This window comes from Comamonas sp. 14P8.1.4 (assembly GCF_057799285.1).
In genome coordinates, this window is sequence record NZ_JBYOKN010000003.1 from 373,893 (window position 1) to 387,990 (window position 14,098).

General features: G+C 61.7%; 10 protein-coding genes and 3 tRNA genes. 9 read left to right on the plus strand and 4 right to left on the minus strand.

Annotation, left to right across the window (positions count from 1 at the left end; all coding sequences use genetic code 11):
- The first annotated feature begins 188 nt into the window (after window positions 1-188).
- Window positions 189-443 (plus strand): hypothetical protein, encoded by a 255-nt coding sequence (locus tag AC27VO_RS08745; protein WP_488666317.1) that lies wholly within the window; start codon window positions 189-191, stop codon window positions 441-443.
- Window positions 444-450: 7 nt separating this feature from the next.
- Here AC27VO_RS08745 and AC27VO_RS08750 read toward each other — a convergent pair whose 3' ends face one another.
- Together AC27VO_RS08750 and AC27VO_RS08755 are read right to left on the minus strand one after the other, a co-directional pair.
- Window positions 451-1,167 carry a tripartite tricarboxylate transporter substrate binding protein gene (locus AC27VO_RS08750; RefSeq protein ID WP_488666318.1) on the minus strand — a complete coding sequence of 239 codons (717 nt, stop codon included), beginning with the start codon at window positions 1,165-1,167 and terminating at the stop codon, window positions 451-453.
- Window positions 1,070-1,414 (minus strand): hypothetical protein, encoded by a 345-nt coding sequence (locus AC27VO_RS08755; protein ID WP_488666319.1) that lies wholly within the window; start codon window positions 1,412-1,414, stop codon window positions 1,070-1,072. Before AC27VO_RS08755 ends, AC27VO_RS08750 begins: the two co-directional genes overlap by 98 nt.
- A gap of 342 nt (window positions 1,415-1,756) precedes the next feature.
- Between AC27VO_RS08755 and sbcD the strand changes: the two genes are divergently transcribed.
- The gene (gene sbcD, locus AC27VO_RS08760) at window positions 1,757-2,992 is read left to right on the plus strand and encodes an exonuclease subunit SbcD (RefSeq protein WP_488666425.1); all 1,236 of its coding nucleotides are present in this window, start codon (window positions 1,757-1,759) and stop codon (window positions 2,990-2,992) included.
- Entirely contained in the window at window positions 2,989-6,444 is a 3,456-nt protein-coding gene (locus AC27VO_RS08765) for an AAA family ATPase (RefSeq protein ID WP_488666320.1), read from the plus strand. Before sbcD ends, AC27VO_RS08765 begins: the two co-directional genes overlap by 4 nt.
- On the opposite strand, the gene AC27VO_RS08770 is transcribed toward AC27VO_RS08765, so the two are convergent.
- Window positions 6,438-7,580 (minus strand): J domain-containing protein, encoded by a 1,143-nt coding sequence (locus AC27VO_RS08770; RefSeq protein WP_488666321.1) that lies wholly within the window; start codon window positions 7,578-7,580, stop codon window positions 6,438-6,440. The two genes, AC27VO_RS08765 and AC27VO_RS08770, sit on opposite strands and share 7 nt — an antisense overlap.
- Before the next feature lie 209 nt (window positions 7,581-7,789).
- Here AC27VO_RS08770 and AC27VO_RS08775 point away from each other — a divergent pair, with 209 nt between their 5' ends.
- The 6 genes from AC27VO_RS08775 to AC27VO_RS08800 all read left to right on the plus strand — a co-directional run bounded on the left by AC27VO_RS08775 (window position 7,790) and on the right by AC27VO_RS08800 (window position 11,808).
- On the plus strand, window positions 7,790-9,574 hold the full coding sequence (locus AC27VO_RS08775) for an NAD(P)/FAD-dependent oxidoreductase (RefSeq protein ID WP_488666322.1): 1,785 nt from the start codon (window positions 7,790-7,792) through the stop codon (window positions 9,572-9,574).
- An 18-nt stretch (window positions 9,575-9,592) separates the two neighbouring features.
- Window positions 9,593-10,141 (plus strand): VUT family protein, encoded by a 549-nt coding sequence (locus AC27VO_RS08780; RefSeq protein ID WP_488666323.1) that lies wholly within the window; start codon window positions 9,593-9,595, stop codon window positions 10,139-10,141.
- Window positions 10,142-10,482: 341 nt separating this feature from the next.
- The gene (locus AC27VO_RS08785; RefSeq protein ID WP_488666324.1) at window positions 10,483-11,385 is read left to right on the plus strand and encodes an NAD(P)-dependent oxidoreductase; all 903 of its coding nucleotides are present in this window, start codon (window positions 10,483-10,485) and stop codon (window positions 11,383-11,385) included.
- A gap of 98 nt (window positions 11,386-11,483) precedes the next feature.
- A tRNA-Lys gene (locus AC27VO_RS08790) sits at window positions 11,484-11,559 on the plus strand.
- Window positions 11,560-11,614: 55 nt separating this feature from the next.
- Window positions 11,615-11,690 (plus strand) — tRNA-Lys (locus AC27VO_RS08795).
- A 42-nt stretch (window positions 11,691-11,732) separates the two neighbouring features.
- Window positions 11,733-11,808, plus strand: a tRNA-Lys gene (locus tag AC27VO_RS08800).
- Window positions 11,809-12,061: 253 nt separating this feature from the next.
- On the opposite strand, the gene AC27VO_RS08805 is transcribed toward AC27VO_RS08800, so the two are convergent.
- Window positions 12,062-14,092: a DEAD/DEAH box helicase gene (locus tag AC27VO_RS08805; protein ID WP_488666325.1), complete on the minus strand. Its 2,031-nt coding sequence runs from the start codon at window positions 14,090-14,092 to the stop codon at window positions 12,062-12,064.
- Window positions 14,093-14,098 lie beyond the last annotated feature (6 nt).

The following is a 14,098-nucleotide window of genomic DNA, read 5'->3' on the forward strand; positions in this document are numbered from 1 at the left end:
ATCTGAAAACCAAGCATTAACCAGCGCAAGCAGCTCAGTTTTTTGACAAACACCGGCCAGCAGCCCCTGCGCTGCATCAACCCCTGTGCAGACCGCCCACACCTTCACCCAGTGTTTGATGTGATCGCTGGACAGGCGGGTCTGCGGCTTTCTATGGTGGCAGGCATGCACCACTTTCCGCACGCGCCATGAACGCCACCCCCACCTTGCCCGAGTACCTGCATATTTTTGGCGAAGACGGCCCTGTGGCCCTGGAAGTCCACGGCCCCGCCGGCCCGCTCCCCCTGCCGCCCCGACGCATCTGCGCGGAAGACATTGCCTGGCTGGTCAGCCTGGATGGGCAACGGCTGCGCACCGAGATGTGTTTTGACGGCCATGTCATGACCTTGCTGCGCTGCGAGCTGCACCCGGCGCTGCAATGCATACGCCTGCAGGTGCAGTGAGCGCGCCTCACTCCAGACCAATGCCCTGCACGATCTCTTTTTCCTCGGCAAACGCCTGTTTGGCGAACGCCGTGTACGCCTGGTGGTCGCGGTAATCGGTGCGAATGCCGTAGTTGCGCACCACCTGCTGAAAGGCCGGGTCTTCCATGGCCGTTTGAATGGCCTGATCCAGCCGCTTGACCACCTCTAGAGGCATGCCCTTGGGCCCGGCAATACCCAGCGGGGACGGCACCTCAAAGTCATAGCCCGCTTCGCGGAAGGTGGGCACATGGGCAAATGCTTCGGGTCTGCGGTCTGCGGCCGTCGCCAGAGCACGCACCTTGCCGGCTTGCAGCTGCGGCAAGATGCTGTTGGCAAAAATGGCGGATTGGATGTGGCCGCCCGACAAAGCGTTGATGGCGTCTGCATCGCCCTTAAACGGTGCATGGTTGAGCGTGATGCCGGTCTTCTTCTCCAGCAGCGCCATGGCCACGTGGTTGGCGGTGAATTTGCCCGGTGTGCCATAACTCATCTGTCCCGGATGCTGCTTGGCCCACGCCACATAGTCCTGCAGCGTCTGGATGGGTGAGCCCGCAGGCACGGTCAAGATGAAGTCATAGGTCATGAACGTAGCGATATAGCTCAGATCACGCACGGGGTCGTAGTTCACCTTCTGGATGTACGGTTGGCGAAAAATGCCCACCGGTGCCAGCGTCAGCCGATAGCCATCGGGCTTGGTAGCCAAGCATGTCCACCACCCCCATCGCCCCCGCCGCACCGGGCTTGTTTTCCACCACCACGCTCTGGCCCAGCGCCTTGCCCATCCCCAGCCCCAAAGCCCGCGCAATCACATCGGTCACGCCACCCGGGCCATACGGCACGATGAGTGTGATGGGTTTGTTCGGAAAAACTTCGGGCTGCGCATGCACCGCCCCCACTGCCATGCTCGCGGCCATGGCCACTGCAGCCCAAATTCCAGCACGTCGTTGCATCCTTGCCTCCTGGTGTGTGTGGTTGCTCAGCCACTTCAATCTAAAAGGCATGGGCCATCCCGCTGTGCGGGTCTGCCCCTAAAAAAAGCCGCTCTAGGGCAAACCACATCGTGCAGTGCAATACCAGGCCGCACAGCCGCTTGTACGCTGGCTGTGCGCGCGGTGCCCTCTGCGTGACACCTACCGCTCATCGGCTCCGCGTGTCGCATGCCGGACACTGCCGCAGGCGTTGGCGTATACCCGGCGCCCGCTGTCGGCCTGCATTCCGCATGGCCAGTACGTACAGCCCAGCCTCGCTAAGATGCCTGCTTGGTTTTGATTTTGGGCTTTGACAGCGACCGCATGCGCATCCTCCACACCTCTGACTGGCACCTGGGCCAAAGCTTTATGAACCACAGCCGCGAGCGTGAGCACGCCGCGCTGATCGACTGGCTACTGGAACAGGTGCACACCCAGGCCGTGGATGCCGTGCTGATTGCGGGCGATATTTTTGATACCGGCACGCCGCCTAGCTACGCCCGGGCGCTGTACTACCGCCTGATTGCGCAGCTGCACCAGCGCAATGTCGCCTTGCTGCTGCTGGGGGGAAATCACGATTCCGTCAGCGTACTCAGCGAAAGCTTGCCGCTGATGCAGCACCTGAACACCACGGTGGTAGCAGCCACCGGCGATGCAGCGCAGCACGTGGTGACCTTGCCTTTGCGTGGCACAGCGCAGCCTGGCTGCATCGTCTGCGCCTTGCCGTTTATTCGCCCGCGCGATGTGCAAACCAGCGTGGCCGGTCAAAGTGCGCAAGACAAACAGCGCAGCCTGCAAACCGCCATCCAAGACACTTACGCCCAAGTGTTTGCGGCGGTCCAAGCCGTGCAAGCCGAGCACTTGGCGCAACACGGCGTGCAACTGCCCATTGTGGCGACGGGGCACCTCACCACCGTAGGGGCGAGCAGCAACGAGTCCGTGCGCGAGATTTATGTCGGCGCGCTGGAGGCATTCCCAACTGCAGCCTTTCCGCCAGCCGACTACATTGCGCTGGGGCATATTCACAAACCGCAAAAAGTCGGTGGTCTGGAGCACATCCGCTACTGCGGCTCACCCATTGCCTTGGGCTTTGATGAAGCCAAGCAAACCAAAGAAGTGCTGCTGGTAGATCTAGATGCACAAGGCCTGCAAGCCGTCACCCCATTGGCGACGCCTGTCTGCCAAGCGCTGGCATCGGTCACTGGTAATTTGAAAAATCTGCCTGCACTGCTGCAAGCGCTGGTGCCGCAAGGCAGTGCCGAGCACCCGGTGTGGCTGGAAGTGACCGTGCAAGAAGACGATTACCTGCCCGACCTCGCCCCTCGCATCGAGGCCATGGTGCAAGACTTGCCTTTACAAGTGCTGCGCATCAAGCGCCAGCGAGGTACAGCGACGGCGCAATTGTTCACCGACAGTGGCGAATCCTTGGACGCGCTCACGCCCACGGAAGTCTTTGCACGCCGCCTGGCACAAGAAACGATGGACCCCGCGTTGCAAGCTGCTTTGAACAGCCGCTATCAAGACGTGATTTCCAGCCTGCGCGCAGGAGATGCGGCATGAAAATTCTGAGCCTGCGCCTGAAAAACCTCAACGCCCTCAAAGGCGAGTGGACGATCGATTTTCGCCAGCCCCCCTTTGTGGACAACGGCCTATTTGCCATCACCGGCCCGACCGGGGCGGGCAAGTCCACCTTGCTGGATGCCATTTGCCTGGCCCTGTACCACCAGACCCCGCGCCTGAACAGTGTGGGGGGTACCAGCAATGACCTGATGACGCGCCACACCGCCGACTGCATGGCCGAGGTGCTGTTTGAAGTGCAAGGCGCCACCTACCGCGCCTTCTGGAGCCAGCGCCGCGCGCGCGACAAAGTAGACGGCGCGCTGCAATCGCCCAAGGTCGAGTTGGCCGAGATTGACCCCGCCACCGGCGAAGGGCCGGTACTGACCACGCACAGCAACGAAAAAATCAAGCGCGTGGCCACCATCACCGGGCTGGACTTTGGGCGCTTTACCAAATCCATGTTGCTGGCCCAAGGCGGCTTTGCGGCCTTTTTGAATGCCAGCGCCAATGACCGTGCGGAACTGCTGGAAGAGCTGACTGGCACCGAGATTTACGGCCAGATTTCGCAGACCGTGTTCGAGCGCGCTCGCGAGGCACGCGAGGCGCTGAAGTACATCCAAGCACAGGCGGATGGAGTGCAACTGCTGGACGCCCAAGCACGTGCGGACTTAGAAGCCAGCACGCTGCAGCTCAACACCGAACTTGACCGCACGCAAGCCGATTGGCGCACCACCCAAGCGCAACTGCAATGGCTGCGGGACTGTGCAGCCGCCCAACAAAAGGTCGATGCAGCCACCGTAGATGAGCAGCAAGCCTTACAAGCACAAACCCAAGCGGCGGCGGACTTGCAAAGGCTGGAGCAAGATGGCCCTGCGCAGTTGCTGCAACCTGCTTATCAGCATTGGCAAAGCAGCTGGCAAGCCCATCAACGCACGCAAGAAAAATTACAGAAACTAGAGCAGCAAGCGCTTATACAGCAAGCGCTTGAGGCCTATTTGCATCAGCATGCTGCCCAACTGGCAGATAGCGATGCGGCGGCGGCCCAGCAGCAATGGCAGTCTTTGCAAGACAGGTTGGAGACGCACCAACGCTACCAGCACATCCACGCAGCCCATGGCTTATTGGGCGAGCAACTGGGCCGCTGGCGCGCCCTGCTGGAGCAGCGCGCACAGGCACAAGATCAACTGCTTGCAAAGCAGCGCAGCGCCCAGCAAAGCAACACCGATGTCGAGCAACTGCAGCGTGATCAACTGACCCAACAAGCTGGGGTGGATGCAGCAACCACGGCTGAAAAAGCCGCAAGCGATGCATGGCAAGCCGCCTCGGATGCGCAGCAACGGCTGCTGGCGCAGCACGGCAGCGCCACCGTGGCCGACTTGCGCCAAGGCTGGCAATCCGCGCAAGAAGCCGTCACGCATGCCAAACAGTGCCAAGCCGTGGCCCTTACCCGGCGTGAACAAGCGCAGCTGCATAGCCAGCTGGGCGCGGACATCACGGCTGCGGCCGAGGTGCTCTCTGGGCATGACGCCGCCCTAGAGGATTTGCGCCACCGTTTTGCCGCCCAGCGCGAGGTGGTGTTTGATAAACGCAAATTGCTGGAGCAAGAGCACCGCATTCAAAGCCTAGAGACGCACCGCCACGCGCTGCAACCGGGGCAGGCTTGCCCTTTGTGCGGCGCGCAAGAGCACCCAGCCGTGGCGGCCTATCAGGCGCTGGATGTATCCGTGACCGAAACAGCACTGCGCACCGCAGAAGATGCGTTAGAGCAGTTGAAAGCACAAGGTGAAGCCGAAAAAATTGCACGTGCAACGGTGCAGCAGCGTTGGGATGGGTGGCAGGCGCAGCGCCAGCAACTGCAAGCCGACAGGCTGCGCAGTGCCGAGCAATGGCAGGCCCTGCAGCAGCCCGATGCGTCTGGCGATGGTTGGCAGGAGGAAGCGCCGCTGGCTGCGGCGCTGCTGCAGGCTGAAAGCCGTTTTCATGCCTTGGCGCACGCTCTGCGCAGTGCTGAAGACGGTGAACGGGCACTGCACACCGCTACGGCGGCGCACCATGCAGCGAGCTTGGCCTTGGGCGCCGCCAACCACCAGTTGGCCTTGTTAACGGAACGCCTGCTCCAAGCCCAGCAGCACCTGCAGCAAGCGCATGAGGCAGTGCAACAGCAAACCGATGTACTCCAACAACTCCAAACGCAGTTGCAAGCCACGTTGGCAGAGAGCGGTCAGACAGCGCCAGATGCGGCAGCCACCGCCACATGGCTAGGGGCACGCCAGCTGGAGTGGCAGCACTGGCAGGACAACACGCAGCAATTGCAGCAGTTGGTGCCCCAATGCGCATTGCAACAGCACAACGTGAAGCAGGCACAGCAAACGGCTGCCCAGTGGCAAGCGCGCAGCGCTGCCTTTCCGGTGTCGGCGTTGCATGCCGCAGCCATGCCTGCGCCTGACACTGCATCGCTTGCCACCACGCTGGCAGATTGCGCGGCAGCACTCACCGAGCAGTCCCAACAGTTGGCGCAGTTGCAAGGTCAGATCGCGGAGTGCCGCAGCGCTGCCGCTGCAGAGCAGGCAACGAGCGCGCAGGCTCAAGCCTCATGGCAGCAAGCATTGCAAGACAGCCCGTTTGCCGATGTGCAAGCGTTCCAGGATGCCTGCTTGCCGCAGCCCGAACGTGAGCGCCTGCAGCGGCTGCAACGCGCTTTGAGCGAAACCGTACAACGCACTGCAACGTTGTTGGAGCAAGCCCACTTGCAGCAGACGCAATTGCAGCAACAAGCGCTGACGGAGCTGCCCGCGGACATGGTGCAAGCCCGTTGGGATGAACTGGAGCAGCAACGCAGCACATTGACCGAGCAACTGGGTGCAGCCCGTGCACGCCTGCAAGATGATGATGGCCACCGCCAAGGGCAACAGGCCTTGCTGGCGCAGATCGCGCTACAGGCCCAAGACAGCGAGATGTGGCAGCGCCTCGATGGGCTGATTGGTTCTGCCAAGGGCGACAAATTCCGCAAATTTGCGCAAGGCCTGACGCTCGATCACTTGCTGCAACTGGCCAACCAGCACCTGTTGCGCCTACATGGCCGCTACAGCTTGCAGCGCAAACCCACGGGCGAGTTAGAGCTGGACATTGTGGACAGCTGGCAAGGCGATGTGGCACGCGATACGCGCACGCTGTCCGGTGGCGAATCGTTCTTGGTGAGCTTGGCGCTGGCCTTGGCGCTGTCAGATCTGGTGAGCCACAAAACCTCGATCGACTCACTGTTCCTGGACGAAGGCTTTGGCACGCTGGATGGCGATACGCTGGAGACGGCCTTGACCGCCTTGGACTCCCTGAACGCCAGCGGCAAGATGATTGGCATCATCAGCCATGTGGAAGCGCTCAAAGAGCGCATTCCGGTGCAAATTCGCGTGGACAAGGCCGGTGGCGTGGGTCACTCCAAGCTGTTTTATTGAGCGCCTTTAGACTGCCTGCGTGCCAGTGTGCGCTCGTGTTTGAGCCACTGGCGCAGGGTATCTGGGTCATCATCGAAGGCCTGGAGCAGTTGCCGCAGGTAGTCGATGCCGCCTTGCAGTTGTTGCAGACGCTCACGCACCTGCGCCATCAGCTTGCCGGGCTGCAGGCGCGCCGTACTGTCCAAACCAAACTCGTGGGCAAACGATTGGGTACGCGCCTGCGCATCACGTTGCAGATCGTTCCATTGCTCTTGCAGCATGCGGTTGTAGGGAGCCAGGCGCGCATCACTCAGTTGCGCGAGCTTGGCGGGGTCCATTTGCTCGGCCTCCCACTGCAACTCCAGCAACTCCATCAGGCGGCCCGCTTCGTATGCCATATTCACGCGCTGCATCAGCGCGGTTTTGCGTTCGCGCTCTACCGGGTCTTGCTCGCGGTCGGGGTGCAAGCGGCTGGCCAAGCGGCGGTACACCTCACGCAACGACTGGGTGGCCAGCTCTGCGGCCGTCGGGCCTTGGGCCTTTTTGGCTTGTGCGGCCTTGCGCTGCTGGCGCTGGGCTTGGTGCTGTGCGCGGGCGCGTTCGGCCTGCGCAGCAGCGGCTTGTTCTTGGGCTTCCAAAAACTGTGCCACGGCGTCCGCGTCTTCCCAGTCGATGTCCTCGCCGTTGGGGGCGGCCGATGGGGTGGCGGCACTTGCTGGCGGCGCTACGCTGTCCTCGTCCTCCACGTCCACTGCGTCTTCCGGCGTGTAACGGCGCACCAGCTCTTGCATGGCGGCGCGTTGGGCAGGGGTATCACTCAAATCGGCCACTTGCTGCGCAGATTCGAGCAAACAAGTTTCCAGCAACTGGCGCTCCAGCTTGGAGAGCTTGCGAGCGGTTTGCTGGTCCAGGTACTGCGCCAGATCGGCTTGCAAATCCAAATAGCGGGTGCGCAGCGGTGCGCCGTCGCGCGCAAAACGGCTGCGGCACGCTTGCACGGCTTCGTCCCAGGCTTGCAGCCAGGCACGTTGATCGGCAATGCGCTGCACCCAAGTGTTAAATAGCTGCTGCTCCGCGCTCAAAGGCGCTTGGGAAGAGGCTGCGTCAATGCGCAGCAAAGAAGAGGCCACCACGGGCAAGGAAGAAGAGGCAATCACGCCCGCATTGTGCGGCAGGCCGCTTTGGACTTGCTGGCCAAGATGTTGATGGATATGCACAAAATATGCCTCAAAGCCTTATACGTATTACGCAAGTAGCTCACCTTTTTAAATCCGTGCGTAGGACCCTAGCAAGGCTGGCGTGCAAGGCATTGCAGGCCGCTTCACGCTACGATGCACGGCTTCTTCTTGCTTGATCACTACAAGCCATGATTCGCCTCGCAGAACTCAAACTTCCCCTCTCGGCGCTGCAATACGACCCCGAGAACCACACCGAATTCCACCCCGACGCCAAGCTGCGTGCACTGGCAGCAGAGCGCCTGGGGATTTCCGAAAGCGCCATCGCCCAGCTGACGGTGCACAAACGCAGCTTTGATGCGCGCCAAAAGGCTGAGCTGCTGGCCGTCTACATCGTCGACATCACGCTGACCAACGCAAGCCAAGAAGCCACATTGCTGGCCCAGTTTTCCGAGCACTCCCACGTCAACCCCACACCCGATATGTCGTGGACACCCGTGGGCCACGCGCCTGCCGATTTGCAACACCGCCCTGTGGTGGTGGGCTTTGGCCCCTGCGGCATGTTTGCGGCGCTGGTGCTGGCGCAAATGGGCTTCAAGCCCATCGTGCTGGAGCGCGGCAAAACCGTGCGCGAGCGCACCAAAGACACCTGGCGCCTGTGGCGCAAACGCGAGCTGTCGCCCGAATCGAACGTGCAGTTTGGCGAAGGCGGTGCCGGCACGTTCTCGGACGGCAAGCTCTATAGCCAGATCAAAGACCCGCGCCATCTGGGCCGCAAGGTGCTGACCGAGTTTGTCACCTACGGTGCGCCCGAAGAAATTCTGTATGCCGCCCACCCCCACATCGGCACCTTCAAGCTGGTGAAGCTGGTGGAAGGCATCCGTGAAGAGATCGTGCGACTGGGCGGTGAAATCCGCTTTGAAGAGCGCGTGACCGATATCACCATCGAGGGTGAAGGTGAAGCGCGCCACGTGACCGCGCTGCAAGTTTTAAAGCAGGCAACGGGCGACAGCTATACCCTGCAAACCGATCAGGTGGTGATGGCACTGGGCCACAGCGCGCGCGACACCTTCGCCATGTTCTACGAACGCGGCGTGTACATGGAGGCCAAGCCCTTCTCGGTGGGCTTCCGTATCGAACACCCGCAAAGCCTGATCGACAAGGCCCGCTGGGGCAAGCATGCTGGCCACCCACTGCTGGGTGCCGCCGATTACAAACTGGTGCACCACGCCCAAAACGGCCGCGCGGTCTACAGCTTTTGCATGTGCCCCGGTGGCACCGTGGTGGCAGCCACCAGCGAGCCCGAGCGCGTGGTGACCAACGGCATGAGCCAGTACTCGCGCGCCGAGCGCAATGCGAACGCAGGCATGGTCTGCGCCATTGAGCCGTCTGACTACCCCCAAGACGCCAAATCGTTTGCCTGGGCATTTGAGGGCAAGACCTATGGCGTCGAGCACCTGCAACCCGGCGAGTACCACCCCCTGTCCGGCGTGGTGTTCCAGCGCCAGCTGGAATCCAAGGCCTATCTGCTCGGCGGGCGCAACTACAACGCCCCCGGCCAGCTGGTGGGCGACTTTGTGGCCGGCAACGCATCGGCCGACGTGGGCGGCGTCCCCCCCTCGTACAAGCCGGGCATCACCTGGGGCAATCTGCACCACGCCCTGCCCGCGTTCGCTATTGAGGCCATGCGCGAGGCCCTGCCCGCCTTTGGTAAAAAACTGCGCGACTACGACATGCATGACGCGGTGCTCACCGGTGTGGAAACCCGCACCTCATCGCCCGTCAAGATTGCGCGTGGCGCCGACTTCCAAAGCCTGAACACCCGGGGCCTGTACCCCGCCGGTGAAGGTGCCAGCTATGCGGGCGGCATCTTGTCAGCCGGCGTGGACGGTATCAAAGTGGGCGAAGCGCTGGCCTGCGCAGTACTCGGCGTGCCGGTCCCCTCTTCCGGCGTGCGCAACTCGGGCGCTTACTAAATCTCAAAGGTACCGGTGATGCATTACCCCGCTCCTCGCGCTTCCCAAATCACCCTAGCCGTCTTGGCCATGGGCCTGGTCGTGCTGTCTTCCAACATCCTGGTGCAATTTGCCATCAATGACTGGTTGACCTGGGGGGCCATCACCTACCCCTTTGCGTTTTTGGTGACCGAACTGGTCAACCGCACCTTTGGCCCGGCCCAGGCACGGCGCGTGGCCTGGGTGGGCTTTGCCGTGGCGGTCGCGGCTTCGGCCGTGCTGGCACCGGTGCGCATTGCCGCGGCCTCGGGCCTGGCCTTCCTGCTTTCGCAGATGCTGGACATCACCGTATTTGACCGCCTGCGCCAAAGCCGCTGGTGGCGTGCACCGCTGATTGCCACCATGCTGGCCGCCGTGCTGGATACCTGCGTGTTCTGGGGCATTGGCTTTGCGGGCGAAGACCTGCCCTGGGTGACCTGGGCATTGGGCGATCTGGGTGTCAAGCTGGTCATGGCCGTGTGCCTGCTGCTGCCCTTCCGCCTGCTGATTGGCAAACGCGCCACCACCAACGCGCTGCCACACGCCTGACGCCGCGCTGCATTGCTATTCATCACCGTGCGCCTGAACGCCGCTCTCCGCCGCTGATCACCACCCGTACCGCACATCCGGCACGGCCTGGGCACTGACGTTACGCCCTGTTGCCATTCTCCGGCCGGCTCAAGCGGGTAGTGCCCTGTGCGCTCACGCATCATGGCGCACCGTACAGCGACAAGCTCGCAACCAAGTCACAACAGCCATGACTTTTCACCGCATGCTTGCAAGCCATTTGCAAGCCTGTGTGAAAAAAAATCCCCATCATTCCCGCTGCAGTGGCTGGTGCCTGCCCGGCAGGCGCTGTGCCACCCACCCACCATGACCGGAGACTACCGTTGATCGCCTCTTCCAACACGCCTTTGCGTATTGCCGTGCTGGGCTGCGGCCTGATGGGCCTGCCAATGGCACGCCGCCTGCTGGCTGCAGGCCATGAGGTCCATGCCTGGAACCGCACCCGCAGCAAAGCCGAGCCACTGGCCGCGCAAGGCGCCCATGTGCACGACACCCCACGCCAAGCCTGCCTGCAGGCGGACTACGTCATCAGCATGCTGGAAAACGGCAAGGTGGTGGGGGAGGTGCTGTTTGGCATGGGGCAAGACGGTGCGATTCACGGCATGCGCTCCGGCACGCTGGTGGTGGACATGGCCTCCATCCAGCCGCGTGAAGCACGTGACCATGCAGCCCGCCTGTCCGAGCGCGGCCTGCGCCATCTGGATGCCCCTGTCTCAGGCGGCACCGTGGGTGCGGAAGCGGGCACCCTGGCCATCATGGCCGGTGGCAAACCCGAAGATTTTCAGGCGGCCCAGCCGCTGTTTGCCCCGTTGGGCCGTGCCACCCACGTGGGGCCGCACGGTGCAGGCCAGCTGGCCAAGCTGGCCAACCAGATGATTGTGGGCATCAGCATTGGTGCCGTGGCCGAGGCTTTGCTGCTGTGCGCCAAAGGTGGAGCCGACCCCGCCAAGGTGCGCGAAGCGATCACAGGCGGCTTTGCCGACAGCCGCATCCTGCAGCTGCACGGCCAGCGCATGGTGGAGCGCGACTTTGCCGCACGCGGCAAGATGACCGTGCAGCTCAAGGACATGCGCAATGCCCTGGCCACGGCGGCCGAAATTGGCTTTGATGCGCCCATCACCGCCCTGTTTGAGCAACTGTATGCCGACGGCGTGGAGCATGGCCTGGGTGACCTGGACCACAGCGGCCTGTTTGTCGAGCTGGCCAGCCGCAATGCCATGCAATAAGGCCTGCTGCGCCCACTGGAAAAAACACGTACTTTCCCGTAGCCCGGGCAAAATTGGTGCATAATAGCTGCTTCGCTTGATTGCAAGCGATACAAAGTGGGCTCTTAGCTCAGCTGGTAGAGCAGCGGACTCTTAATCCGTTGGTCGAGTGTTCGAATCACTCAGGGCCCACCACTTTTTTGTCGGTTTGTTTTTTGAAAACAAATTGGCACTTCGGTTTGATACCGAAGGGCTCTTAGCTCAGCTGGTAGAGCAGCGGACTCTTAATCCGTTGGTCGAGTGTTCGAATCACTCAGGGCCCACCAAATTTTTCTTCATTGCCTCGGCAGTGAACCCTTCAGGCTGAAGGGCTCTTAGCTCAGCTGGTAGAGCAGCGGACTCTTAATCCGTTGGTCGAGTGTTCGAATCACTCAGGGCCCACCAAACAAAACCCACCTTGGAAACAAGGCGGGTTTTTTGTTGCCTGCGCACTTCCTCACATCAAAAACAAGAGCTGCATGCGCATGCATCTACGCGCTTTCAGGCTAAAAAAGCATTGAAATGCTGCATGGATCAGCGCAACCAGCTATATTTTTTAACCCCAACCTGCACCATTCGAGCAGGCACAAAAAAACCGACCTCAGCCGGTTTTTTTGTTGTGCGCAAGGGCAGCGCAGTGCGCCACCCCGAACACCGCTTAACGGTCGCGCGAGAAGCTCTTGCGGCGCTCGCCGCCAAAGCCACCACGATCACCACCACGGTCATCACGACCACCGAAGGACTTGCCTTCACGGCGCTGGCCGCCACCAAAGCCACCACGGTCGCGGTCACCGCCACCGAAGTTACCTGCAGGACGATCACCACCGAAGTTGCCCGCTGGACGATCGCCACCACCAAAGCGGGGACGGTCACCACCGAAGCTGCCGCGCTGGTCGCGGTCGCCACCAAAGCGGGGACGATCACCACCGAAGCCACCACGGTCGCCGCGATCAGCAAAAGCTGGCTTGCGATCCGCAAAACCACCTTCACGACGCTGGCCACCAAAGCCACCACGGTCTTCAAAACGAGGACGGTCACCACCGAAGCCACCGCGCTGGTCGCGGTCGCCACCAAAGCGGGGACGATCGCCACCGAAGCCACCACGGTCGCCGCCACCAAAGCCGCCTTCGCGACGCTGGCCGCCACCGAAACCACCACGGTCGCCAAAACCTTGCTTGCGGCCAAAGCCTTCGCCATCACGACGGCCACCAAAGCCACCACGGCCAGCACCACCACCGCCACGGCGGCCATCACGCTCACCAGCAGCAGGGAAACGCTGTTGCGGCTCCAGACCAGGAATCACTTCCGCCTTGAACTGCTGGCGTGTGTAGCCTTCGATATCGAACACGCGACGACGGTCACGGAATTCCGCAAACGTCACGGCCACACCTTCGCGACCGGCACGGCCGGTACGACCAATACGGTGGGTGTAGTCTTCGGCCTTCATGGGCAGACCGTAGTTGAACACGTGGGTGATGGTGGGCACGTCAATACCACGCGCAGCCACATCGGTCGCTACCAAGATCTGGATTTGACCGTTGCGCAGCGCCATCAGGCGACGGTTGCGCAAACCTTGGCTCAAAGCACCGTGCAAGGCAGCCGCGGAGAAGCCCGCTTCTTGCAGGTCGGTCGCCAAACCATCACATTCCACTTGCGTAGAAGCAAACACAATGGCTTGATTGATGGACTCATCACGCAGCCAGTGATCGAGCATCTTGCGCTTGTGCTGGGCGTTGTCAGCCCAGAACAGCACTTGCTTGATGTTGGTGTGCTTTTCTTGCGCGGTGGAGATGGTCACCTTCTTCACGTTGGCGCCGTTGTCGTGCATCACACGCATGGCCAGCTGTTGCACGCGGGGTGCAAATGTGGCGCTGAACATCATGGTTTGCTTGCGCTGGGCCGTCATCTGGTTGACTTCAGCCAAGTCATCAGCAAAGCCCAGGTCCAGCATGCGGTCGGCTTCGTCGACCACCAGGAATTGCACCTTGTCCAGCTTGATCTGCAGCGAGCGCTGCAGGTCCAGCAGACGGCCAGGGGTAGCCACCACCAAGTCGGCGTTTTGCAGCTTGGCTATTTGCAGCTGGTAAGGAATACCACCTACCACGTTGGCAACGCGCAGGCCACGGCAGTGCTTGACCAACTCAATGGCGTCATGCGCCACTTGCTGTGCCAATTCACGCGTGGGGCACAGCACCAAGGCGCCAGGCACGGCAGCCTTGAAGTTGCGCGCATTGGTGGGGTCCTTGCGCTTGGCACGCTTGGGGGTAGGTTCGCCACGCGCTGCGGCTTCTGCACACAGACGGTCGAACTCAGCCTTGGCGGCTGCATCGGCTTCAGCGCGCTGCTCGATCAGCGTGTTCAGCACAGGCAGCAAGAAAGCAGCGGTCTTGCCCGAGCCAGTCTGGCTAGACACCATCAGGTCGATATAACCATCCGCGTCTGCGCCCTCACCCATGGCCAAAGGAATGGCTTGGGCTTGCACAGGGGTGGGGTTGGTGTAACCCAGATCGGACACCGCACGCACCAGCTCAGGGGCCAGGCCCAGCTGTTCAAAGGGGTTGGGGCCTTGGGGCTCTTCAACGACCACAGCGTCGGCTGCATCCATATCGGCCAGCATGGTGTCCAAAGTTGCGTCCAAAGCAACGTCTGCAGCGGCCACTTGGCCCTGCTCATTCAAAATTTCGTTCATGTAGTT

Bases quoted from the DNA above. Each gene is read 5' to 3' on its own strand.
- AC27VO_RS08805 (WP_488666325.1), bottom strand. From the start codon at position 14,092: ATGAACGAAATTTTGAATGAGCAGGGCCAAGTGGCCGCTGCAGACGTT.
- sbcD (WP_488666425.1), top strand. From the start codon at position 1,757: ATGCGCATCCTCCACACCTCTGACTGGCACCTGGGCCAAAGCTTTATG.
- AC27VO_RS08780 (WP_488666323.1), top strand. From the start codon at position 9,593: ATGCATTACCCCGCTCCTCGCGCTTCCCAAATCACCCTAGCCGTCTTG.
- AC27VO_RS08745 (WP_488666317.1), top strand. From the start codon at position 189: ATGAACGCCACCCCCACCTTGCCCGAGTACCTGCATATTTTTGGCGAA.
- AC27VO_RS08765 (WP_488666320.1), top strand. From the start codon at position 2,989: ATGAAAATTCTGAGCCTGCGCCTGAAAAACCTCAACGCCCTCAAAGGC.
- AC27VO_RS08775 (WP_488666322.1), top strand. From the start codon at position 7,790: ATGATTCGCCTCGCAGAACTCAAACTTCCCCTCTCGGCGCTGCAATAC.
- AC27VO_RS08755 (WP_488666319.1), bottom strand. From the start codon at position 1,414: ATGCAACGACGTGCTGGAATTTGGGCTGCAGTGGCCATGGCCGCGAGC.